Below are 22069 nucleotides of genomic sequence, written 5' to 3'. Positions count from 1 at the left end.
GAAGGAAGAAAGCGAGCCGCCCCTCACATCATCCCGCTCTCTTCCTCTTCGGCCTGCTCGATCAGCGCCTCGCTCACCACCAGTTCGCGGCGGGGGACGACGAAGATCATCATGCAGGCGCAGAGCAGCGAGATCGCGAGCACCGCGGATGTCAGCGGTAGCGTTGTCGCGGAGTGGCCGCCGAGATAGGCGCCGAATTGCGACATCAGCGCGCCGATGCCCTGCTGGAGAAAGCCCATCGCGCCCGAGGCGGTGCCGGCTGCTTCGGGGCGGATGCTGATCGCGCCGGCGGCGGAGTTCGCCATCACGAAGGCATTGCCGACCATCACGATCATCTGCGTGCCGAACAGCCAGCCTGGTGCCTCGTTCCAGCCGCTAAAACTCCAGAGCAGGTTCAGCAGGCTGCCGCACAGTTGCAGGCCAATCCCAAACCAGATCAGCTTCTCCAACGAATGCCTGGGCGCAAAGCGCACGCAGAGCAGATTGCCCACGAGATATGCAAAGCCGGTCGTTGCGAACCACGCGCCGTATTCGGCGCTGGTCCGGCCCATTTGCGTCACGACGATGTAAGGACCGCCGCCGGCGAAGGTGAAGATGATTTGCGAGGCCAGCACCTGGCACATCACATAGCCGATGAAGGCCCGGCTCTTGATCAGGGTGCCGACGTCACCGCGAAAGCCGCCGCTGCCGGCTGCGCGGCTGCGACGCGTCTCCGGCAACGCGATCGCGATGCCGACTGCAACCGCAAGCGCGCCGATCGTGACGGCGTAGAAAATGGCCCGCCAGCCGAATGCGGTCTCGATCAAGCCGCCGGTGAGAGGCGACACCATCTGCCCGATCATCAGGGCTGCGATCACGAGGCTGATCATCGAGGCGACGCGTTCGCGCGGATAGATGTCGCGAATGATGGCGCGGCTCACGACCATGCCGGATGCGCCGCCGAGCGCCTGGAAGAAGCGCGCGGCGATCAGTTGCGGCAGGGTCTCCGCGAAGATGCAGGCGATGCTCGCGGCGACCATCAGTGCGAGGCCGGAAAGCAGCACCGGGCGTCGGCCGAATTTGTCCGACAGCGGCCCCATGATGATCTGCGACAGCGCGATGCCGACCATGTAGAGCGACACCGTCATCTGCGCGATCGAGATGTCGCTGCCGAATGTCGTGGCCAGCACCGGCAGCGCCGGAACCAGGATGTAGAGCGAGATCGGCGCGATCCCGGTCATGACGACCAGCAGCAGCAACACCACCCGCGAGGTCGCGAGGTTGGTGGCCGCTCCCGGCGGCTTGCTGATCATGCCGTGCATAATTGTCCGTCTCGTCGAAATTCGAATCCGACTGTAGCGTGCTCGCGCAAGACGGATATCGGTGTTTCGGAATGCGGCTATACCGATTCCGGGACGGTTATAATAGCAGCGCGATGGCGACCGATTGGGCGCGCAGGGGACGCGATATTCGCGCCGCAAACTCGCCGTCATCACCCGCGAGAGCGGGTGATGACCCGCCTTCGCGTGGCATGACAGCTAAGGTGGGGAAAGAGCCTTGCGCAAATCGCGTGGCGCTATGCGCACTACGCCTTCAGCTCTGCCGTCGCCTGATCGAGCCAGGCCTTCGTCGCCTCATCCAGCGCCGGCCCGACCTCGGCCCTCACGCGCGCGTGGTAGGCGTTGAGCCAGTCGAGTTCGTCCTTGCCCAGCATCGCGACGTCGATCAGCCGGCGATCGATCGGCGCCAGGGTCAGCGTCTCGAACGCGTTCATCGGCTTCTCGGCGCCCTTGATGTCGGCGGCGACCACCAGCTCGAGGTTCTCGATGCGGATGCCGAAGCCGTCGGTCTTGTAATAGCCGGGCTCGTTGGAGAGGATCATGCCGCGCTTCAGCGGCGTGGTGCCGAGTTTCGAGATCCGCGCCGGTCCCTCATGCACACTGAGATAACTGCCGACGCCGTGGCCGGTGCCGTGCTCGAAATCGACGCCGGCGGCCCAGAGATATTGCCGTGCCAGCGTGTCGAGCTGCGCGCCATTGGCGCCGTCGGGGAACACCGCGCGCGCGATCGCGATATGGCCGCGCAGCACGCGGGTGAAGCGGTCGCGCATCTCGGCCGTCGGCTCGCCGATAGCCATCGTCCGCGTGACGTCGGTGGTGCCGTCTTCATACTGCGCGCCGGAATCGATCAGCAGGAGATCGCCGGGCGCGATGCGCCGGTTGCTCTTGCGGGTGACGCGGTAGTGCACGATGGCGCCGTTCGGGCCGGTGCCGGAGATCGTCGGGAACGAGACGTCCTTCAGCGCGCCGGTGTCGCGGCGGAATGTTTCGAGCGCCTCGACCGCGTCGATCTCGGTCAGCTTGCCGCTCGGCGCCTCGCGATCGATCCATGCGAGGAAGCGCGCCAGCGCCACGGCATCGCGGCGATGCGCCGTCTGCGTGCCCTTGATCTCGGTCGCGTTCTTGACCGCCTTGAGCAGCGCAATCGGATCGCTGCCGCGCACCGGCTTGCCGCCGGCGCCCGCGATCAGCCGGCTGAGCGCGTCGGCCGCGGTGGCATTGTCGAGCGCGATCGCCGCGCCGCTCTTGGCGAGCGCCATCAGCGTCGGCGCCATCGCATCGGGCTCGCGCACGTCGGCGGACTGCTCGAGATGGTCGCGCGAGAGGTTGGAGAGTTTGCGGTGGTCGATGAAAACGGTCGGACGTCCCTCCTTCGGCACCAGCGCATAGGACAGCGGCAGCGGCGTATGTGCGACGTCGGCGCCGCGGATGTTGAAGGTCCAGGCCACGGCGTGGCTATCGGACAAGACCAGCGCGTCGACCCCGAGCTTGCCGATCTCGCTCTTGATCTGCGTCAGCTTCTCGGCCTCGGCGACGCCGGCATTTTGCAGGCTGTGCACGGCGACCGGGGCGAGCGGCGGCTGCGGCCGGTCCTGCCAGGTGACGTCGACCGGATTGCTGTCGACCGCGACCAGCTCGGCGCCAACCTTGTTGCAGGCGGCGGCGAGGCGCTCGGCTGCTGAAGAAGTGTGCAGCCACGGATCAAATCCGAGGCGGTCGCCGGCTTTCAGGTGCGCCGAGACCCAGCTTTCCGGCGGCGGATCGATCAGCGATTCCACCGTCCAGGCCTTGGCGTCGACCTGCTTGGCCGCCTGGATCGTGTAGCGGCCGTCGACGAAGACCGCGGCTTCATGCGTCAGCACCACAGCCAATCCCGCCGAGCCGGTAAAGCCGGTCAGCCAGGCGAGCCGCTCCTCCGACGGGGGGACATATTCATTCTGCTGCTGGTCGGCGCGGGGAACAACGAAGCCGGTCAGCTTGCGGCGGGCGAGTTCTTCACGGAGCGCGGCAAGGCGGGCCGTCAACGCGACGCCGGCCTCGGGCTCCTCGAATGTCTGGAAGTGTGCTTCGAACATGGCTCAGTTTAGGATCATGAGGATCAGTCCGCAATGTAGACGCATTTGAGGTCGCAACTGGCATGGACTGTGCTTGAAAAAGCTCCATCCGAATTGAGTGGAGTACAGGATGCAGCAGTTGCGCTTCGTCCGGATAACAGGGAAATTCGAGCAAGTGGTTCATCTCAACGGCGAGGGGACACACGATGCCAGCGTTCACGTTTGAGAAGATTTCGCCGCCGGCGCGCCGCGCCCCGGCCGCGGCGCTACCCAAGAAGCCGCGCGGCCTCATCAGCCAGGTGATCGACCGTTTCGCCGAGCGCCGCGCGAGGCGCGCATTGCAAAGCGAGCCCGCGACGCGCCGGGACGAGAAGCCGGCGGAGTAAGGCGGCAATGGCGGTGTCGTAGGGTGGGTTAGCGTAGCGGCGGCGCGGAGCGCAGTCCGCTGGGCGTAACCCACCACTTCTGTCACCGTGGAAACTAAAGAGGTGGGTTACGCTGACGCTAACCCACCCCAACGGCACCTTACCCAACCTTCCGCAGCAACAAACTGCTCCACCCCTCGATCCGCTGATGCCGCAGCGGCACCAGGCCGCGCGCGCGGTAGGCGGCGATCACAGCGGGGGCCTGGTGCGTCAGTAGGCCGGAGATGATGACGCGCCCGCCCGGCGCGAGATGCCGCGTCATCGGGCCCGCCAACTGCCGTAACGGATTGGCAAGGATGTTGGCCAGCACCAGATCGAACGGGCCACACCTCGCAAAATCCGGCGCGGCGAAGCCGGTGGCGCGGATCACCCGAACATGGTGACCTGTTTCATTCAGCGCCGCGTTCTCGGCCGCCACGCGCACCGAGAGCGGATCGATGTCGGAGGCCAGCACCGCGCGATGCAGCGCCTTTGCCGCCGCGATCCCCAGTACGCCGGTCCCGGTGCCCAAGTCGAGCAGGTTCCTCGGGCGGGAACTCTTCAGGACATGGTCAAGCAACAGTAAACAACCGCGGGTGGTGCCGTGATGCCCGGTGCCGAAGGCGAGCGCCGCCTCGATCTCGATCTTGAGCTTGTTCGGCGCGATGCGGTCGCGGTCGTGGCTGCCATGCACGACGAAACGTCCGGCGGGGACCGGGACGAGATCTTCCAGGCTGGCCTTGACCCAGTCCTTGGCCTCGACCGTGTCGAAGGCAAGCGTTCCGGCGACCTCATTTCCTGCTGAAGTTGCAACAAGTTCGCGCAGCAATTCCTGGTCCGGCGCCTCAGCAAAATGCAGCGCGACGTCCCATTGTCCGTCCTGCCGCTCGAATGCGACGACTGCCGCATCGTCCTCGAAAAAGACTTCCGAGAGGACGTCGACGACACGCTTGGCGGCCGCCTCGGTCCCGATCGAACAGCTGGCGCGATGGGTGAGAGAAGGCTGCATCATGGTTCCATTACGTTCAATTTTGGGAACTTTTGTTCCCATTTTTTCGTATAACTTGCAGTTCCAGGATTAACCCGACCATAGGTTGTATCACGTAGATATACGGATGTTGGAACCAACCAACACACCTTGGAATGGAAATGGAGGCGAGTCTTGAAGCGCATGGTTTTGAAGTTCTGGTCCGACGAATCAGGTGCGACGGCGATCGAATACGGCCTGATCGCAGCCGGTATCGCGTTGGCGATCATCACCGTGGTGAACAGCCTGGGCACCACGTTGAACGACAAGTTCGGTTCGATTAGCACCTCTTTGAAGTAATTTCCGCGTCCCTTTTCCCAGCGGGGCTGATTTCTTCATAGGCTGCTGTTACCTGACGATCGCCCGCACGGGGAATTGCCCCCTGGCGGGCGAAGTCGTTTTTGATGTGCGGTTCTCAGTCGCAATCCACAGGTTGTCCGCCCTTTTGCAAAGGGCATTATCCACCGACTTTCTCCGCTCCTTGCCCTGCTGTTTTCCACCGGTTCTCCCCAGCCTGTGCCGATCAGTTTTGCGCAGATGTCGTCTGCCTGACCACAGGCCTTTCAACAGGCCTGTCCACAGCCCGTCCACAGACCTATCCACGGCTTCCGAACAGCGAGCGGTGATCCCGCAAGATCGCCTGCGCGGCGTTGTGGCCGGGGGCGCCGGTGACGCCGCCGCCGGGGTGGGCGCCGGAGCCGCAATGATAGAGGCCCTTCAGGGGGCCGCGATAATCGGCATGGCCCAGCATCGGCCGCGCCGAGAACAGCTGGTTCAAGCTCAGCGCGCCGTGAAAAATGTCGCCCCCTAACAGGCCGAACTGCCGTTCGAGATCAAGCGGGGAGAGGATCTGGCGGCCGAGCACGCTCGCCGCAAAACCTGGTGCGTATTTGTCCACCATCGCGATCATGAGATCGGCGACCTCGTCGCGATGGTCGTCCCAGGATTTTCCATCAGGAAGCTCGGGCGCGACATGCTGGCAGAACAGGCTCGCGACGTGCTTGCCTTCCGGCGCCAGCGTGTCGTCGAGCGTCGAGGGAATCAGCATTTCCACGACGGGCTCTCGGCTCCAGCCCTGCGCGCGCGCATCGAGATACGCGCGGTCCATGTAGCCGAGGCTCGGCGCCAAAATGATGCCGGAGGAGAGATGATCGCCGTCGCCTGGCAGCGCCGTGAAGGAGGGCAGGCGGTCCAGCGCCACGTTCATGCGGAACGTGCCGGAGCCGTTCTTCCAGTGCCGGATGCGGGCGAGGAAGTTCTGCGGCAGGGCGTCGGCCGCGATGAGCCGCGTATAGAGCAGTTTTGGATTGACGTTGGCCGCGACATACTTTGCGCGGATGATCTCGCCGTTCTCCAGCACGACGCCGACCGCGCGATCGCGCTCGACGATGACGTCGCGCACGCCCGCATCGGTGTCGATCGCAACGCCCTTGTCGCACGCGGCGCGCGCCATGGCTTGCGTGATCGCGCCCATGCCGCCGATGGCGTGGCCCCAGACGCCCTTCTTGCCGTTCACCTCGCCGAAGGCGTGGTGCAGCATCACATAGGCCGACCCCGCCGCGTAGGGGCTCGCATAGTTGCCGACGATGGCATCGAAGCCGAACAGCGCCTTGACCAGATCGTGCTCGAACCGCTCGTCCAGCATCTCGCCGGCCGAGCGGGTGAAGAGATCGAGCAGGCTGCGGCTTTGCTCCAGCGTCAGGCCGCGCAGAATGTTGGCGCTCTGCAATGCGTTGACGGCCTCGCGGATCGCGTTCGTGCCAAAACCGTCGAGCAGGTTCGGCGGCGCGCGCAGCACGAATTGCCTGAGCACGTCGGCGATGTCTTCCAACTCGCGCGAGAAGCTGTCGAGCGCCTCGGCATCATGCGCGCTGAGCCGCGCGACTGACGCTTGCGTCCGCCCCTCGCCGGTGAGGAGATAGCTGCCATCCGGCGCGGGCAGGAAGTTCTGGGCGCGCCGTTCGACGACACGCAGGCCCTGTTCAGCGAGCTTGAGGTCACGGATCACCTGCGGATTGAGCAGGCTCACCGTATAGGCTGCGACCGAATTCCTGAACCCGGGATGAAACTCCTCTGTGACCGCGGCACCGCCGACCACCTTGCGGCGCTCGACCACGCGCACGCGCAGGCCCGCCATCGCGAGATAGGCCGCGCAGGTGAGGCCGTTATGGCCAGCGCCGATGATGACGACGTCGGTTTCGGTCATGACGAGTTCGAGTTGCTCCGCTGCCATTCCGGGATGGTCCGAAGGAGCGGACCAGAATGACATCTGTATATCAGGCATTTCTCGCTGCAACATCACGAGCCCCTTTATTGCCCGTTCAGGCGCCTTGTGCTCCATTGCGCCCGTCCGGCGCCCGCCGGGGTTTTGCTGGAGCTTCCATGGATTCGATCGTGCAACCCCCCGCCACGGAGCAGCCGTCGTCGTCGCGCAACCGGCTGCTGCTGACGGTCTACACCGCTGCGATCTTCGTCAGCGCGCTGCTGCTGTTCTCGGTGCAGCCGCTGTTCACGAAGATGGTGCTGCCGCGGCTCGGCGGCTCGCCGGCGGTGTGGTCGGTGGCGATGGTGTTCTTCCAGTCGCTGTTGCTGGCCGGCTACGCCTACGCGCACCTGCTGATGCAGGTCAAAAGCCGAATCGTTCCGGTGGCGGTGCATCTGGTGCTGTTGATCGTGGCCTTCGCCACGCTGCCGCTTGGCGTCGCCGTCGCCTATGGCGAGCCGCCGGCGTCGGGCTATGCGTTCTGGCTGCTCGGCCTGTTCGTGGTCTCGATCGGGCTGCCGTTCTTCGCGCTCGCCGCCAACAATCCGCTGCTCCAGGCCTGGTTCGTCCGCACCGGCCATCCCGCCGGCCATGATCCCTATTTCCTTTATGCGTCCTCCAACATCGGCAGCTTTCTCGCGCTGTTGTCCTATCCGTTCCTGCTGGAGCCGATGTTCACGCTGCACACGCAGAACCGGTTCTGGACCGGCGGTTATGGTCTGCTGATTCTCCTGATCGCCGCCTGCGGCGTGCTGCTGTTGCGCTCGCCGAAGCTCGCAATAGTCGATGCGCAAACCGAGGAGATCAATGCGCCGGCGCCCGGCCTCGTGACGCGGCTGCGCTGGATCTTCCTGGCCGCAGTGCCGTCGGGCCTGCTCATCGCCGTTACTGCGCACATCTCGACCGACGTCGCGGCAGCACCGCTGCTGTGGGTGCTGCCGCTGTCGCTGTATCTCTTGACCTGGGTGGTGGTGTTTCAGTCGCGTCCGCTGCTGCCGCACAAATGGATGCTGATGCTCCAGCCGGTCGCGATCGCGGGCGTGGTCGTCCTGCTGGCCTTCGGCGGCGAGCAGAACCTGCTGCTGACGCTCGGCGGTCATCAATTGTGCTTCTTCGTCATCGCCATGGCCTGCCACGGCGAACTGGCGCGGACCCGCCCCGCAGCCAAATATCTCACCGGCTTCTATGTCGCGCTGTCGTTCGGCGGCATGGTCGGCGGCCTCTTTGCTGGCCTGCTCGCGCCCTTCACCTTCTCGTGGATCGCCGAATACCCGATCCTGGTCGCGCTCGCCGCGCTGTGCCGTCCGTCCGCGGACGAGCGCCTGGCCGGCATCGTCAAATGGTACTGGCTGGCGCTTGCTGCGCTCGCGTTAGCGCTCGTCGTGCCGTCCTACAGCACCGGCAGCCTCTCGACCTGGTTCGAGGATCACCGCGTCTGGGTCGCCGGCTCCGTCGGCGTGCTGGCCGCTCTGCTGACACTCGCGCTCAATGTCGGCCGCTGGAAGATTTTTGCCACCGTCGCGCTGGCGCTGGCATTGATCCGAATCTATCCGGCGGACGAGGGGCGCGTCACCACCGTGCGCAGCTTCTTCGGCGTGCACAAGATCGTGGAGACCCCCGGCGGTTATTTCCACGTGCTGATGCACGGCACCACGATCCACGGCGCCGAGCGCTTCCGCAACAATGACGGCACGCCGGTCACAGGCCGGCCCGAGCCGATCACCTACTACCACAAGGATGGCGGCATCGGTCAGGCCATCACAGCGATCCGCGCGCGCAAGGGCGCGCCGCTGAAGGTCGCGGCAATCGGCGTCGGCTCCGGCACGCTCACCTGCGCCGCCGAGCCCGGCGAAAACTGGACCTTCTTCGAGATCGACCAGTCCATGGTCGACGCCGCGAGCGACCCGAAGAATTTCCGCTACATCTCGAGCTGCATGCCGGGCCTGAAGCCGGTGATCGGCGACGCGCGCCTCACCTTCGCGAAAGAGCCCGACGGCGTCTATGATCTCATCATTGTCGACGCCTATTCGTCGGATGCGATCCCGATTCATCTCGCCACCGAAGAGGCGATGAAGATCTACAAGGACAAGCTTGCGCCCCACGGCGCCGTGGTGATGCACGTCTCCAACCGGCATCTCGATCTCGAGACCGTCGTGGTCGGAATTGCCGACGCCAACGATATGAAGAGCTGGGTCTTCAACGAGGATTCCGGGCGCGATGGGGACTACATCTTCTCGACCGACGTCGTCATCTCCGCGCGCGAGGAGGAAGATGTCGGCAAGCTCGCCTCCTCAAAGGCGTGGGAGCTGACCGAAGCCGACGACAGGGTGCGGGTCTGGACCGACGATTACTCCAACATCCTTGGCGCACTGTACCGGCGTTTGCGGGACGGGGAGTAGGCTCCGCACCACGCAAATGATCTCGTACCCCGGACGCAGTGCGACGCTTCTTCAGCGGTGCGCTGCAGAGCCGGGGCTCATGGTGCGGCTTTCTGGGTCCCGGCTCCGCGGAGCGGCACTTCGCGCCGCACCGCGTCCGGGACACGAGAGGTTCGCGTAGCCCCTCAACGCTCGGGGACGGCGGCCGCCAGCTGGTCGATGGTGGGACGAGACTTTGTGAGGCGCGGCATATTCAACGGGCTGTCCTCCTCGCCGAGCTCGTTGAGGAAGTCGCGGACCGCGCCTTCGATGAAGCCCTTGACCTGGTCCGAGCCGCGGTCGCTGAGATCGTTGTGCTGGAATTCGGTCTTGACCACCTGGATGCCGGCCCTGGCGCAGGTCTCGTCGTCGGGAACGACCCCGGGATCGGCTTTGAACTGCGGATCCTTCGAGCGGAAGGACAGGATCCTGACCTTGCCGTCGGTGACGAAGGGCACGCGCAGATTGTCGAGCGTGACGACCTTCTTCACCAGTTCCGGATGGAGCCTGGCGAAATACATCGAGATGTCGCCGCCGTTCGAATGCCCCACAAGGGTCAGGTGGTGGTAGTCCGCATTGGGGTAAATCTGCTTCAGCCGTTCAATCGTGAACAGGATGTTGGCGATGCCGCGGTTGTATTGCGAGCGGCGGCCGACATATTCCTCGCCGGCCTTCGTGGCCATGGGATCGTCGGTCGACAGATCGTGCTGGATGCTGACGACCAGATAGCCGCGGGCGGCGAATGTGTTGGTGAGGAACGAGTACTCGGTGTGCTTGACTGTGTTGCCGTGGCTCAGGATCACGACCGGCAGGTCGATCATTTCGGCCATCGACTGAATCTCGCGGTCGCGGCGGACGGAGATATCCAGGGTCACATCGCGGTCGCCGCGCAGGATGTCGGCCATCTCGACGGTCTTGTGGTGGATCACCCATTTTCCGGCAACGAAATAGAAGAAGCCCATCAGCGCCGCGGCTGAGGCGAAAACGGCAATGCCTCGCTTCATGACAGTCTCCGCACCCGGTGATTGGACCCGGACGGTATTGGCGGGTTTTTACAGCCAGATGACCAGCCATCTTCCAGCGTTGCCGCAGGACGGGATTCTCTCGCAAAAGTGAGGGAATTGCCCGCTTTCGGGTCCTGTCATGCCCCGGCGGTCCAATGGGCAAGACCTGTTGAAACTTGAGGCGGCAGCTTGGGTTGCACTCGCCTGGCGGGTATGTACTCATACCAGCCGCCTTGGAATCCCCAACCGTGCAACAGAAACGCGATCACCGCATCATTCGCAGCCGGCATTTTCACAAGATGCAGCGGCGGCATTTCATCATCTTCGACATTTTGCCCTTCATGGGCACGCTGGTCGCGCTGGGCCTGTTGTTTGTCCGTCCGATCGGGATGATGGAGTTTTGCCTGTTCGCCGGCTTCTGGCTGATCACCGGGCTCGGCCTCACGGTCGGCTATCACCGCCTGTTCACCCACCGCGCCTTCGCGACATCCACGACGATGAGCGCGATCCTGATCATCATGGGATCGATGGCGGGCCGCGGTCCGATGCTGTCCTGGGCGGCGATGCACCGGCGCCATCACGAATTGTCCGATCACGACGGCGATCTGCACTCGCCGCGGCTGCACGGCGATAGCATGCTCGGCCGGCTGCGCGGTTTCCTGCATGCGCATTTGACCTGGATGATCGAGCACGATTACCCCAACGTCGCGCATTACGTACCCGATCTGATGGCGGACCGCAGGCTGGTTGCCGTCAACAGCTACTATTACAGCTGGGTCGCGCTCGGCCTGGTGCTGCCGGCCGTGATCGGCGGCTTCGTCACCATGACCTTGTGGGGCGCGCTAAGCGGCTTCTTGTGGGGCGGCGTGGTCCGAATGTTCGTGGTCGAGCAGACTTTTTCTGCCATCAACTCGATCATGCACACCTTTGGCGCGCAGCCCTTCGTCACTCGTGACGACAACAGCCGCAATCTCGGTGTGATGGGCTGGCTCGCCTGGGGCGAGGGCTGGCACAACAATCACCACGCTTTTCCGTATTCCGCGGCCTTCGGCCTGCGCTGGTTCGAGTTCGATCCCGGCTTCATCTTCATCCGCGCGCTGGAGGCGCTCGGGCTTGCCTGGGACGTCAAGGTGCCGAGCGAGGACAAGATCGCGCGGCGCATGCTGCGGCAGCCGGGCGATACGGCGCCCGATCTCGAAACGGGCTGAGCATCATCGACCGGCGCAACGCCGGTGATGGCGCGGCTTTGATCCGATGCTCTTCAACGACTATCCATTCCTCCTTGTATTTCTGCCGGCGGCGCTGCTGATCACCCGGCTGGCCGATCCGTATCCGTCCCTGCGCATCGGCGTGCAGGTCGCGCTGTCGCTCGCCTTCTATGCCTGGGGCAGCCCGTTTTTCATCCTGCTCCTGATCGCCTCGATCGCGATCAACTGGCTCGCCTCCGTTATCTATGGGCGGGTGAAATGGCGGATGCTGCTGACGCTTGTCATCGCGCTCGATATCGGCGTGCTGGCGCTGTTCAAATACGCCAACTTCCTTCTTGCCAATCTCGGCCTTGCGCTGGGTACGACGCTTCCGGAGCTCGACATCGGGCTGCCGCTCGGCATCTCGTTCTTCACGTTCCACCACATCATGTATCTCGTCGATCTGAAGCGTGGCCGGGCGCCGCTCTACACGATCGACCGCTACGCGCTCTACATCGCCTTCTTCCCGCAGGCGATCGCAGGCCCGCTGGCGCGCTGGTCGGAGGTGATGCATCAGTTCGGCAAACAGGTCTATGCGCCGGGCTGGCAGCGGCAGTTCTGCATCGCGACCTGCTTCATCGCGCTCGGCCTGTTCGAGAAAATCGTGATCGCCGACAGCATCGCGCACCTGCTCGATCCCATCTACGCGCAGGCGGCAAGCGGGCAGCTTGCGAGCGGCGATGCCTGGCTCGCCTTCTGCTTCTCGTTCCAGATCCTGTTCGACTTCTCCGGCTATTCCGATATCGCGATCGGCCTTGGTCTCCTGTTCGGCGTGCAGCTCCCCTACAATTTCAATGCGCCGCTGCGCTCGACCAACATCCAGGATTTCTGGCAGCGCTGGCACATCACCCTGATGCTGTTCCTGCGCGACTACGTGTTCTATCCGCTGGTCAATTGGCGCCTGCTGACGCGGCGCTTTCTGCCCGTCCAGTTCTTCGGCGCGATGATGGTCACGATGGCGCTGTGCGGCCTGTGGCACGGCGCCAGCTGGACCTTTGTGCTGTGGGGTGTGCTGCACGGCCTCGCGCAGGTCGCCTGCACGCTGTGGCGCCGCTATGGCCCGCATTTCCCTTCATGGCTCGGCTGGGCGCTCACCGTGCTGTTTGTGCTCGCCACCGGCGTGATTTTTCGCGCCGGGTCGGTGGAGGCAGCCTGGCATGTTTTCGCCGGGCTTGCTGAGCCATTGCCGCTGGCGCGAGGCGGGCAATTGTGGCCGCTGGTGGCGGCACCGCTGTTCGCATTCCTGCTGCCGGCGAGCCAGGACATCGTGGCATTCTTCACGCGCCGTCCGAATGTAGTGATGGCCGGCCTGCTCGGCATCGGCATTCTGGCCTTGCTGATTCAGATCGGCGAACGAGGGATTCATGAGTTCGTCTATTTCCAGTTCTGACGTCTCATTCGGATGGGGCCGCTGCCTTGCTGCCTGCTTCGGTGCGCTCGCGCTGGGCGCTGCGTCGATTGCGGTGCTCGTGATCCTTGTCGATCCCTATGACAGCGGCCGGTTTGGTGACGCCTTCGGCATCGTCGGTGTTGGCGACCGCAATCCCTGGACCGCCAATGTCAGCCGAGCCCGCGACCCGCAATTCGACTCCGCCATTCTGGGTAATTCCACCGCGCAGTTGCTCGAACCCGCCAGGCTGGACAAGGCAGCGGGTCTGCGCTTCGTCCAACTCGTCGCGCCCGGCGCCGATCCGCGCGGTGACCTCGCGATCCTCGATTTCTTCGCCAGGCACCACCAGACGATCCGCGCCCTGGTCGTCTCGGTCGATCAGCCCTGGTGCAGCAATGTGCTGTTGCCGCCGCCGCAGGACCCGTTTCCGTACTGGCTCTATCAGGGCGGTACGCTGCGCTATCTCGGCAATCTCTTCACCTGGGCCGCGCTCGATCGCTCTTTCCAGCGCATCGCCATCGCTCGTGGTGCACGCCAGCCGGTCCGCGCCGATGGCTACTGGAATTACGAGGAGCTATGGGCACCCGGCGCGAAGCATCCCGCTGTCGCGGAGCCCGCGGAGGCGGCGCCGTTCACGGGCAAAATCGCGGATCCTTTTCCCTACGCCGTGATGCTGGCTGCCGCGATCGACAAGCTGCCGCGCGATGTGTCCGTCGTGCTGGTGATGCCGCCGACTTTTTACACGATGGTGCCTGTTTCCGGCAGTCGTGACGGCGCGGTTCATGCGGCTTGCAAGGAGGCGTATCGTTCCATCGTCAGCGGGCGCGCGAACAGTAATTTGATCGACTACCGCGTCGATAATGCGCTGACGCGGGATCCCGCCAACTTCGCCGACCTCGTCCACTACCGCGCGGCCATCGCCCGCAAGATCGAGCAGGGTATTGCGGCCAGCCTGCACGCCGGCGAGGCGGCCGAGATCAACTTCTGAAGCCTAGCTGATCTCCTCCAGGCTGCCATCGAGCCAGAGCCTGCGCGCCAGCTTGCGCTGGATCTTTCCGCTGGTGGTCTTCGGCAGCGCGCCGGGCCGGATCAGCGTGATGTGGCGCGCGGAGAGCTCATGGTTGTCGGCAATGGCCTCGCGGATCTGTCCCTTGATCTCATCAGCGTCGATCGTATGGCGCGCGGTGCGCTCGACCTCCTGCACGATGACCAGCGTCTCCTCGCCGCTCTCGTCCGGAACCGAGAACGCCGCGCCACAGTTTTCGCGCAATGCGCCGTCCAGCGACTGCACCGTGCGTTCGATGTCCTGCGGATAATGGTTGATACCGCGGATGATGATGAGGTCCTTGATCCGACCAGTAACGAATAGCTCGCCTGTGACGTCGAGGAAGCCGAGATCGCCGGTGCGCAGCCACGGCCCGTCCTCACCCGCGATCTCCGCGTTGAGCCCCTCACGTGTGGCCTCGTCGTTGCGCCAATAGGCGCGGGCGATATTGGCGCCGCCGACCCAGATCTCGCCGACGCGATCGGCAGGCAGGCGGACGCGGCGCTCCGGCTCGACGATGGCGATCCGCTCGCCGGCCAGCGCGCGACCGCAGCCGACCACGATCTGTCCATCATCGGTGCCGGAAGGCGTTTCCGCCGCATGCGCCTGAAGCGCTGTGCGGCTGATGTTGCGCGTGGCGTGGCCGTCGCCGCGCGTTCCACCGGAGATCAGCAGCGTGGCCTCCGCCATGCCGTAGGCCGGATACATCGCACGCGGATCGAAGCCGTGCGGCGCGAATGTCGCGTTGAACCGATCGATGGTTTCTGCATGCACCGGCTCGGCGCCGTTGAGCGCGATTTTGAGCGAGGAGAGATCGATGCCCTCCATCTGGTCGGCGCGATAGCGGCTGACGCAGAGGTCGAAGCCGAAATTGGGGCCGCACGCGACTTCCGCGCGGTAATGCGAGATCGCACGCAGCCAGCCGAGCGGCCGCTGCATGAACGCATTCGGCGCCATCAGCACGCAGGTTGCGCCGACATAGAACGCCCCAAGTGCGTTCAGGATCAAACCCATGTCGTGATAGAGCGGCACCCAATTGACATGGGTCGACTGCCCAGTGTTGCCGAGCGCAAGCCGGATCATCTCGAGATTGGCCAGCAGATTGGCGTGGCTCACCATCACGCCCTTGGGCTCGGACGTCGAGCCGGAGGTGTATTGCAGAAGGGCGATATCATCCGGCGCCGGCTCCGGCAGATTGGCCGTCGCGCCGTCGCCGGCGAGATCGACCTCGATCCACCGGATGCTCTCCTGCGCAAAGCGCGCCTGCAGATCGCCGCGCAGCGCAAAGGCCGAAGTGGTCAGCGCGAGGGCCGGCGTGCAATTGGCGAGGATCGCGGCGCTGGCATCGCGCGCGCTGTTTCGCCGCGGCATCATCATCGGCACCGCGACGATGCCGGCCATCAGGCAGCCGAACAACGCCACCAGAAATTCGAGGCCGGGCGGAAACACCAGGATGGCGCAATCGCCGGGCCGTGCAGCCAAGGTCAGGCGCGCGGCAAGCGCGCTTGCGGAATCATGCAACTGGCGGAAGGTGAGGGTGGCTTCCTCCGTCCCGCGATCGGAGACGAAGACATAGGCGCGATCACCGGGCTGCTCCGCCGCGCGCCGGGCCAGCACAGCCACGAGCGAGCGGAAGGTGTCCATCGGAGGGTGCCGGGTCTAGCCGCTCTCAGGCGGCGGTGCGGATCGCGCGCTTGTCGGCGAGAAATCGCGACAAGGCCTCGACGGTCGGATGGTCGTAAAAGTCGTCGGTCGACAATTCGATGTCCAGCTTCTCCTCCAGTTCCATCATGAGGTAGACGAGCATCGCCGAATCGAGGCCGAGGCGGTTGAACTTTGTGGTGGTGTCGACCCGATCCCTCGAGATTCGCAGGATGTTGGCCAGGGCGGTCACGCAGAAATCCGAAATCTGCTCGCGAGTCATGTCATTTCCCAGAAACAATCGGAAAGACAATACGGGCGACCCCAAGGTTGTCAATTTGGCCGAAACGCCGCGGCGTTGAAGGTTGGGGACTGTTGCTTTCCTGCGTCGCCGGTCGCTCATTTCACGCGCAGACCGGCGCGATTTCCGCTGTCGACAGCGGCATGCCGGCCGGTGAGGGCAGTTGACGGCCGTCGCGGAAGGGAGAGACTAACCCTCAAAAAAGACAGGGAGCACCTCACATGCGGCCTATCCTCATCGCAGCGATCGTGATTCTCATGGTTGGACAAGCGGCAGCCAAGGATGTGCTTTCGGGAGCGCGTCTCTACGAGGACGTGGCGCGCTATGCCTCCTTCGGCCTGCACCGATTCGGCTCGCCCGGCGATCGCGCGACGGCCGACTGGATCGCCGGCGAGATGAAGCAGGCCGGGTTCGACGTCAGCTTCCAGCCCGTCGTCCTCGGCCGGCAATATGTCGCCGAGCAGGCCAGCGCCGAGGCGGCCGGCACGAGGGTCGAGGCGACACCGTTCTGGTGGCCGCCGGAGGACAAAGCGAGCTTCCACCTCGCCGCGCCGCTGGCGCGCGACGGCGATGTCGCCGGAAAGATCCTGCTGCTCGACCTGCCGTTCGATCGCGGGGCCTATCTCGGCCCAAATCATCGCGCGGCGATCACGGAAGCGGCAGCGAAAAAGCCCGCGGCGATCCTCTTGATGATCGGCAATCCCGCCGACGAGCGCTTCGCCTACAATGTCACGCAGGAGGATGCGCCCTGGCCGGTGCCGGTGCTCGTGGTCGGCGCCAAGTCGCGAGCCTTGTTCGAGCGCGCGCTCGCCGCAGGCACGCCCGTCACCTTCGACGTCAAGGGCCATTACGAGCGCGACGTTGCCGGCCGCAACGTCATCGCCGGGATCGGCGCCGGACGCGGGCCGACCATTGTCGTCTCGACTCCGATGACCGGCTGGTACTCCTGCGTCTGCGAGCGCGGTCCCGGCATCGCCAACTTCCTCGCGCTGGCGCGCACCGTCGCCGCGGAAAAATGGCCGGCGCATTTTGTCTTCATCGCCACCGCCGGCCACGAGATCGGCCATGGCGGCATGGAGCTGTTCCTGAAGAACGGTGCACCGGCGCCGAAGGACACGCTGGCGTGGATCCATTTCGGTTCATCGAACGCCTGCTATACCTTTGCGGAAGGCGCCCGCACCGATCGGCCCGAGGAGGAGCGCTATCTCGTGCTGAGCAAATCCGCGGTCGCTCTGACCGATGAGGCCTTCGCCAGGGTCGACGCAAAACGTCTGGTGACGGAGAAGCAGGCGGTCGGCGAGCTGCGCGACGTGCACGCGGCGGGCTATGCCAATTTCCTCGGCATGGCCGGTCGCCATCGCAGCTTCCACACGCCGTCGGACGATCTCGCCGCGACCGGACCGGAAATCCTCGAGCCGGTCGCCCGTGCCTTCGTCGATGCTGCGCGAAAGATCGTCGAGCGCGGCGACGCCGCGTTCAGATAGAGCATGATCCGGAAGAGTGTGGAGCGGTTTTCCGAAAGGATCATGCTCAGATAGCAGCCTCAGTTCTGATAGTAATAACCGCGCGGCTGATAAACCTGCCGGGGCTGCGGCTGATAATAGGTGCCCTGCTGGCCATTGCCCTGATTGTAGTACTGCTGCGGCTGCTGCTGTTGATAGACCTGCGCGTCATAGAGCGGGCGGCTGCCGCGCGGTGCCGGATAGCGCGCGCCGGTGTCGCTGCCATCGGCTGGATAGATGTAGTTGTCGTCCTGCGGCATGTAGCGGCGGCCGGGCTGTGCCGGCGGCGTGAGGTTCACGGGATCGCCTGATGTGGCGTACTGCTCTTCGGCAGGCTGCTGCGGGGCGCGGGCCACCGCTGTGGTGTTGCGGCCGCGCGGATTGCGCGCCAGCGCCACCTGCGCCGAGCCGGTCAGCGTCACCGTGGTGTTGAGCACGCCCTGCTGCTGCACCAGCGCGTAGAGCGTCGAGGCATTCTGGCGCGACAGCCGCACGCAGCCATGCGATGCGGGCGAGCCGAGACGTCCGACCGAGTCCGTGCCGTGGATGGCGTGGCCGACTTTCGTGAAGAAGATCGCGTGCGGCATCGGCGCGTCGTCGAATTCCTTGGAGTAGTGATCCTCTTCCATGCGGAAGGCGCGGAACGAGCCGCCCGGCGTTTCACGTGAGGGGATGCCTGTCGACACCGGCCAGTGATAGCGCGCGACGCCGTCAACGGCGACGGTCATCTGCTGATTGTCCTTGTCGACGGTGATCTCGACCTTGGCTTGGGCGGTGCCGGCGCTCAAAAGCATCAGGGAGGTGAAAGCGATGAAATATGAACGCATCTGGAAACGCATTTGAGTTCTGGCCTCCGGCCTGTTCGTGCAAGGCGCCGCGGCTCTCCGTCCCCCGGCGTGCACTATGCCTGCAATCCGGCTTTCGTTCCAGCGGCCCGCAAACCTAACCTTATTGCCATCGTTAACGTGATGCCGGGCGTAAGCAAGTCCGCTTTGTGCCGCGTGGCCAGCGGCGATGCTGACATTTTCGCGAGCGGACATCCGTTCACAACGCCGACAATTCGTCACAAAGGCGCAACCATTTGGCCGCCTCGGACGTTGATCATGGCCTACCCAACCAGGCGGCGCCCGCCGCCGGTACCCCCTTATTTTCCTTGGGATCGAAGATGAACAAAGCCCGTATCGCCGCCGCGTCATTGCCGGCCGGTTTGCCCGTCCGCCTGCTGTTCGCAGCCGGTGCCATCCTGCTCGCGCTGTTAGCGCTGCCGCACGCCGGCCATGCCCAAGGAATCGTGCGCGGCGCCCAGGAAGGCTCCTATGAAGGTAACCGGATCGCTGGCCCCGTGGGCGGCGTAGTTGGCGGCGCGGTCGGCGCCGGTGTTGGAGGGGCCGTGGGTGCGGTGGAGGGCGTGTTCGGTATTCCGCATCACCGCCACTACCGCTGCCGCGGCTACTATGACGGCTACCATCGCTTCCACTGCTACAGGTGAGTCCAGTGTCGTCATTCCGGGCTCGCCCTTCGGGCGCCCCGGAATGACAGATCAATTCTTCAGCCGGTACCCCGTGCGGAAAATCCACCAGATCACGGCAAGGCAAATCACCAGGAACGCCGTCGTCATGCAGATGCTGACGGCGACGCTGACGTCGGCGATCTCGTAAAAGCTCCAGCGGAAGCCGGAGATCAAATAGACCACCGGGTTGAGCAGCGCCACCGAGCGCCACGTCGGCGGCAGCATGTCGATGGAATAGAAGCTGCCGCCGAGGAAGGTCAGCGGCGTCACCACCAGCATCGGGATCATCTGCAGCTTTTCGAAGCCGTCGGCCCAGATGCCGATGATGAAACCGAACAGGCTGAACGTCACCGCAGTCAGCACCAGGAAGGTCAGCATCCAGACCGGATGCTGGATGTGCAGCGGTACGAACAGTCCGGCTGTCGCCAAAATGATCAGGCCGAGGATGATCGACTTCGTTGCAGCCGCGCCGACATAGCCGAGCACGATCTCGAAATAGGAAATCGGCGCCGACAGGATCTCGTAGATCGTTCCGGTGAATTTCGGGAAGTAGATGCCAAACGACGCATTGGCGATGCTCTGCGTCAGCACCGAGAGCATGATCAGGCCCGGCACGATGAAGGTGCCGTAGCTGACACCCTCGACCTGGCTGATGCGCGAGCCGATCGCAGCGCCAAACACCACGAAATAGAGCGAGGTCGAAACCACAGGCGAGACGATGCTTTGCAGCAGCGTGCGCCAGGTGCGTGCCATTTCGAACAGATAGATGGCGCGGATGGCGCGATGGTTCATGACGTCCTCACGAGGTCGACGAAGATGTCCTCGAGCGACGATTGGGTCGTGTCGAGATCGTTGAAGCGGATGCCGGCGTCGCGGAGGTCGCTGAGCAGGCTGGTGATGCCGGTGCGCTCGCCCTTGGTGTCATAGTCATAGACCAGCGTCGCGCCGTTGTCGCAGAGGTCGAGCTGATAGTGAGCGAGACTTTCCGGCAGCGAGGTGACCTTGCCCTGCAAATGCAGCGTCAGGCGCTTCTTGCCGAGCTTCGACATCAAGGTCGCCTTGTCCTCGACCAGAACGATCTCGCCCTTGTTGATGACGCCGATGCGGTCGGCCATCTCCTCGGCTTCCTCGATGTAGTGCGTGGTGAGGATGATGGTGACACCGGATTGCTGCAGCGTGCGCACCACTTCCCACATGCCCTTGCGCAGCTCGACGTCGACGCCGGCGGTGGGCTCGTCCAGGAACAGGATCTGCGGCTCGTGCGAGAGTGCTTTCGCGATCATCACGCGGCGCTTCATGCCGCCGGAGAGCGTGATGATCTTGCTGTCCTTCTTATCCCAGAGCGAGAGATCCTTCAGCACCTTCTCGATGTGCGCCGGATTCTTCGGCTTGCCGAACAGGCCGCGGGAGAAACTCACGGTCGCCCACACGCTTTCAAAGGCATCGGTGTGCAATTCCTGCGGCACCAGGCCGATCAGCGAGCGCGCCTTGCGATAGGAGGTCTGGATGTTCTCGCCGCCGACGAGGACCTTGCCCTCGCTCGGATTGGCGATGCCGCAGATGATCGAGATCAGCGTGGTCTTGCCCGCGCCGTTCGGCCCGAGCAGCGCAAAGATCTCGCCGCGCTTGATATCGAGATTGACGTTCTTGAGCGCCTTGAAGCCGGACCCATAGGTCTTCGACAAATTGGCGACGGAAATGATGGAGGACATGATGGCCGCAGGGCTGAGGGGCTAGGACTGGGGAGGGAGGCTGGAACCATCCCGGAGGGAGGTCAGCGGAGCCCTGAGATAGGAATGCCCTTGCCCCGTCGCAATTGCCCGGAGAAAAATGGTCTCAAAACAGGCGCTTCGGTGGCAGGTTTAGGGCAAGTGTTGCGCGATGGTCACGGGCTGCGGCTAACATTTGTCGTTCACGCGCCTCTTTGTTGCGTCTGCGAGCAGGCCGTGGCTACGATTCCAGCCAATCGCAAAGCGTATGTCCCCAGGGAAAAGATCGATGAGACCGAACGGCCGTCACACCGCCGGCGCCAGCCAATTGCCCGCCCTCCGGACGTGGGCGATCTGCCTGCTTCTGCTGTCAGCTATTGCCGTCAGCCCGGCCCCTGCCAACGCAGCGCCGAGCCAGGCTGCGGCCCAGGCCACGCATGTCTACCTGCTTCGCGGCGTGCTCAACATCTTCTCGCTCGGGCTCGACACGATCGGCTCCCGCCTCGAGGCGCAGGGCATCCCGGTGACTGTCGCCAACTTCGTATCCTGGTCCTCGCTCGCCAATGAGGCCGCGACCGCCTACAAGGCCGGCCGCATCAAGACCATCATCCTGGTCGGTCATTCCTCTGGCGCGACCGCGCTGCCGGACATGATCGCCAAGCTCAACCAGCTCGGCGTTCCCGTGAAGCTCGCGATCGGCCTCGATTCCGTGTTCAAGACCAAGCTGTCGACCGGCGCCGAGCGCTACATCAACATCTATATTGGCGACGGCCCCGGCGAGCCGGTGCGGGCCGCGGCCGGTCTGCGCGGCAAGCTCGACAATGTCGACGTGCGCGGCACCGGCGTCGGCCACATCTCGATCGACAAGAACGAGGCGATCCAGCGCCGCGTCATCGGCGAGATTGACGCAGCCATCATGCGCTCGCGCGCGCCGGCTGCTCCCGTTGCCGAACCCGGCGCGCCGCGTCCGGCGCGCTCGGCGGCGGCAACGGCTCCGGCAAGGAATTGATGCGTTAGCCCGAAATAGCTGATCCGATTGCGCCGCCGTCGACTTCATTGTCGGCGGCGGCGTTGTCTTGTCGGCGATGAATGAAGCAGTGTCAGACGTGAGAGGGCTCGCCGCGGTTGCGGCGAGCCCTCTCGACGTGTCGGTATCAACGGCTTTACTTCTTCCCGGGCACCCAGGTCGTGCTCGCCTTGTCGTATTTGAAAGCCGGTGCTCTTCCGGACCCTGAG

At 64.3% G+C, this 22069-nt stretch carries 19 protein-coding genes; 9 read left to right on the top strand and 10 right to left on the bottom strand.

Going from position 1 to position 22069, the window contains the following annotated elements; translation table 11 throughout:
- Positions 1-23: 23 nt before the first annotated feature.
- Complete coding sequence (locus IVB29_RS18605; RefSeq protein WP_247504820.1) at positions 24-1301, bottom strand: multidrug effflux MFS transporter; 1278 nt, start codon at positions 1299-1301, stop codon at positions 24-26.
- A gap of 263 nt (positions 1302-1564) precedes the next feature.
- Positions 1565-3394, bottom strand: coding sequence for an aminopeptidase P family protein (locus tag IVB29_RS18600; protein ID WP_247504819.1), 1830 nt, complete (start codon positions 3392-3394; stop codon positions 1565-1567).
- Positions 3395-3579: 185 nt separating this feature from the next.
- Here IVB29_RS18600 and IVB29_RS18595 point away from each other — a divergent pair, with 185 nt between their 5' ends.
- Positions 3580-3759, top strand: a complete 180-nt coding sequence (locus IVB29_RS18595; RefSeq protein ID WP_247504818.1) for a hypothetical protein — start codon at positions 3580-3582, stop codon at positions 3757-3759.
- 139 nt (positions 3760-3898) lie between these two features.
- On the opposite strand, the gene IVB29_RS18590 is transcribed toward IVB29_RS18595, so the two are convergent.
- The gene (locus IVB29_RS18590) at positions 3899-4786 is read right to left on the bottom strand and encodes a 50S ribosomal protein L11 methyltransferase (protein ID WP_247505137.1); all 888 of its coding nucleotides are present in this window, start codon (positions 4784-4786) and stop codon (positions 3899-3901) included.
- Positions 4787-4939: 153 nt separating this feature from the next.
- Here IVB29_RS18590 and IVB29_RS18585 point away from each other — a divergent pair, with 153 nt between their 5' ends.
- Positions 4940-5104: a Flp family type IVb pilin gene (locus tag IVB29_RS18585; protein WP_247504817.1), complete on the top strand. Its 165-nt coding sequence runs from the start codon at positions 4940-4942 to the stop codon at positions 5102-5104.
- A gap of 295 nt (positions 5105-5399) precedes the next feature.
- On the opposite strand, the gene IVB29_RS18580 is transcribed toward IVB29_RS18585, so the two are convergent.
- A complete protein-coding gene (locus IVB29_RS18580; RefSeq protein ID WP_247505136.1) occupies positions 5400-7010 on the bottom strand; it encodes an NAD(P)/FAD-dependent oxidoreductase in 1611 nt (536 codons plus the stop codon).
- A 176-nt stretch (positions 7011-7186) separates the two neighbouring features.
- Here IVB29_RS18580 and IVB29_RS18575 point away from each other — a divergent pair, with 176 nt between their 5' ends.
- Entirely contained in the window at positions 7187-9466 is a 2280-nt protein-coding gene (locus IVB29_RS18575; RefSeq protein ID WP_247504816.1) for a fused MFS/spermidine synthase, read from the top strand.
- A gap of 164 nt (positions 9467-9630) precedes the next feature.
- Here the strand turns inward: IVB29_RS18575 and IVB29_RS18570 are convergent, their stop codons facing one another.
- Positions 9631-10488: an alpha/beta hydrolase gene (locus tag IVB29_RS18570; RefSeq protein ID WP_247504815.1), complete on the bottom strand. Its 858-nt coding sequence runs from the start codon at positions 10486-10488 to the stop codon at positions 9631-9633.
- Positions 10489-10736: 248 nt separating this feature from the next.
- Here IVB29_RS18570 and IVB29_RS18565 point away from each other — a divergent pair, with 248 nt between their 5' ends.
- From IVB29_RS18565 to IVB29_RS18555, 3 genes are read left to right on the top strand one after another with little or no spacing between them, the layout of a single operon-like run.
- Complete coding sequence (locus tag IVB29_RS18565) at positions 10737-11696, top strand: fatty acid desaturase (protein WP_247504814.1); 960 nt, start codon at positions 10737-10739, stop codon at positions 11694-11696.
- Between the two features lie 46 nt (positions 11697-11742).
- On the top strand, positions 11743-13125 hold the full coding sequence (locus tag IVB29_RS18560; RefSeq protein WP_247504813.1) for an MBOAT family O-acyltransferase: 1383 nt from the start codon (positions 11743-11745) through the stop codon (positions 13123-13125).
- On the top strand, positions 13100-14113 hold the full coding sequence (locus tag IVB29_RS18555) for a hypothetical protein (RefSeq protein WP_247504812.1): 1014 nt from the start codon (positions 13100-13102) through the stop codon (positions 14111-14113). Before IVB29_RS18560 ends, IVB29_RS18555 begins: the two co-directional genes overlap by 26 nt.
- A gap of 3 nt (positions 14114-14116) precedes the next feature.
- Here the strand turns inward: IVB29_RS18555 and IVB29_RS18550 are convergent, their stop codons facing one another.
- Positions 14117-15814 carry a fatty acyl-AMP ligase gene (locus IVB29_RS18550; RefSeq protein WP_247504811.1) on the bottom strand — a complete coding sequence of 566 codons (1698 nt, stop codon included), beginning with the start codon at positions 15812-15814 and terminating at the stop codon, positions 14117-14119.
- A 25-nt stretch (positions 15815-15839) separates the two neighbouring features.
- The gene (locus tag IVB29_RS18545) at positions 15840-16094 is read right to left on the bottom strand and encodes an acyl carrier protein (protein WP_247504810.1); all 255 of its coding nucleotides are present in this window, start codon (positions 16092-16094) and stop codon (positions 15840-15842) included.
- 239 nt (positions 16095-16333) lie between these two features.
- Between IVB29_RS18545 and IVB29_RS18540 the strand changes: the two genes are divergently transcribed.
- Entirely contained in the window at positions 16334-17596 is a 1263-nt protein-coding gene (locus IVB29_RS18540) for a hypothetical protein (RefSeq protein WP_247504809.1), read from the top strand.
- Between the two features lie 59 nt (positions 17597-17655).
- Here IVB29_RS18540 and IVB29_RS18535 read toward each other — a convergent pair whose 3' ends face one another.
- Entirely contained in the window at positions 17656-18441 is a 786-nt protein-coding gene (locus IVB29_RS18535) for a L,D-transpeptidase (RefSeq protein WP_247504808.1), read from the bottom strand.
- 338 nt (positions 18442-18779) lie between these two features.
- On the opposite strand from IVB29_RS18535, the gene IVB29_RS18530 reads away from it, so the two are divergent.
- Entirely contained in the window at positions 18780-19103 is a 324-nt protein-coding gene (locus tag IVB29_RS18530) for a hypothetical protein (RefSeq protein WP_247504807.1), read from the top strand.
- Between the two features lie 51 nt (positions 19104-19154).
- Here IVB29_RS18530 and IVB29_RS18525 read toward each other — a convergent pair whose 3' ends face one another.
- Together IVB29_RS18525 and IVB29_RS18520 are read right to left on the bottom strand one after the other, a co-directional pair.
- Positions 19155-19916: an ABC transporter permease gene (locus tag IVB29_RS18525; RefSeq protein ID WP_247504806.1), complete on the bottom strand. Its 762-nt coding sequence runs from the start codon at positions 19914-19916 to the stop codon at positions 19155-19157.
- Positions 19913-20836 carry an ABC transporter ATP-binding protein gene (locus IVB29_RS18520; protein ID WP_247504805.1) on the bottom strand — a complete coding sequence of 308 codons (924 nt, stop codon included), beginning with the start codon at positions 20834-20836 and terminating at the stop codon, positions 19913-19915. The genes IVB29_RS18525 and IVB29_RS18520 overlap by 4 nt, the downstream gene beginning before the upstream one ends.
- 286 nt (positions 20837-21122) lie before the next feature.
- Here IVB29_RS18520 and IVB29_RS18515 point away from each other — a divergent pair, with 286 nt between their 5' ends.
- Positions 21123-21842: a hypothetical protein gene (locus tag IVB29_RS18515; RefSeq protein WP_247504804.1), complete on the top strand. Its 720-nt coding sequence runs from the start codon at positions 21123-21125 to the stop codon at positions 21840-21842.
- Positions 21843-22069: the final 227 nt, after the last annotated feature.

The sequence above is a fragment of the Bradyrhizobium sp. 1 genome (assembly GCF_023073315.1).
GTDB lineage: Bacteria > Pseudomonadota > Alphaproteobacteria > Rhizobiales > Xanthobacteraceae > Bradyrhizobium.
The sequence above is the reverse complement of the archived record's forward strand: the minus strand, read 5'-3'. Positions and strand labels throughout refer to the sequence as shown.

Excerpts from the sequence above, each read along its gene's own strand:
- IVB29_RS18530 (WP_247504807.1), top strand. The coding sequence starts at position 18,780 with ATGAACAAAGCCCGTATCGCCGCCGCGTCATTGCCGGCCGGTTTGCCC.
- IVB29_RS18515 (WP_247504804.1), top strand. The coding sequence starts at position 21,123 with ATGAGACCGAACGGCCGTCACACCGCCGGCGCCAGCCAATTGCCCGCC.
- IVB29_RS18595 (WP_247504818.1), top strand. The coding sequence starts at position 3,580 with ATGCCAGCGTTCACGTTTGAGAAGATTTCGCCGCCGGCGCGCCGCGCC.
- IVB29_RS18605 (WP_247504820.1), bottom strand. The coding sequence starts at position 1,301 with ATGCACGGCATGATCAGCAAGCCGCCGGGAGCGGCCACCAACCTCGCG.
- IVB29_RS18555 (WP_247504812.1), top strand. The coding sequence starts at position 13,100 with ATGAGTTCGTCTATTTCCAGTTCTGACGTCTCATTCGGATGGGGCCGC.
- IVB29_RS18520 (WP_247504805.1), bottom strand. The coding sequence starts at position 20,836 with ATGTCCTCCATCATTTCCGTCGCCAATTTGTCGAAGACCTATGGGTCC.
- IVB29_RS18600 (WP_247504819.1), bottom strand. The coding sequence starts at position 3,394 with ATGTTCGAAGCACACTTCCAGACATTCGAGGAGCCCGAGGCCGGCGTC.
- IVB29_RS18545 (WP_247504810.1), bottom strand. The coding sequence starts at position 16,094 with ATGACTCGCGAGCAGATTTCGGATTTCTGCGTGACCGCCCTGGCCAAC.
- IVB29_RS18575 (WP_247504816.1), top strand. The coding sequence starts at position 7,187 with ATGGATTCGATCGTGCAACCCCCCGCCACGGAGCAGCCGTCGTCGTCG.
- IVB29_RS18590 (WP_247505137.1), bottom strand. The coding sequence starts at position 4,786 with ATGCAGCCTTCTCTCACCCATCGCGCCAGCTGTTCGATCGGGACCGAG.
- IVB29_RS18535 (WP_247504808.1), bottom strand. The coding sequence starts at position 18,441 with ATGCGTTCATATTTCATCGCTTTCACCTCCCTGATGCTTTTGAGCGCC.
- IVB29_RS18560 (WP_247504813.1), top strand. The coding sequence starts at position 11,743 with ATGCTCTTCAACGACTATCCATTCCTCCTTGTATTTCTGCCGGCGGCG.
- IVB29_RS18550 (WP_247504811.1), bottom strand. The coding sequence starts at position 15,814 with ATGGACACCTTCCGCTCGCTCGTGGCTGTGCTGGCCCGGCGCGCGGCG.
- IVB29_RS18525 (WP_247504806.1), bottom strand. The coding sequence starts at position 19,916 with ATGAACCATCGCGCCATCCGCGCCATCTATCTGTTCGAAATGGCACGC.
- IVB29_RS18570 (WP_247504815.1), bottom strand. The coding sequence starts at position 10,488 with ATGAAGCGAGGCATTGCCGTTTTCGCCTCAGCCGCGGCGCTGATGGGC.
- IVB29_RS18580 (WP_247505136.1), bottom strand. The coding sequence starts at position 7,010 with ATGACCGAAACCGACGTCGTCATCATCGGCGCTGGCCATAACGGCCTC.
- IVB29_RS18540 (WP_247504809.1), top strand. The coding sequence starts at position 16,334 with ATGCGGCCTATCCTCATCGCAGCGATCGTGATTCTCATGGTTGGACAA.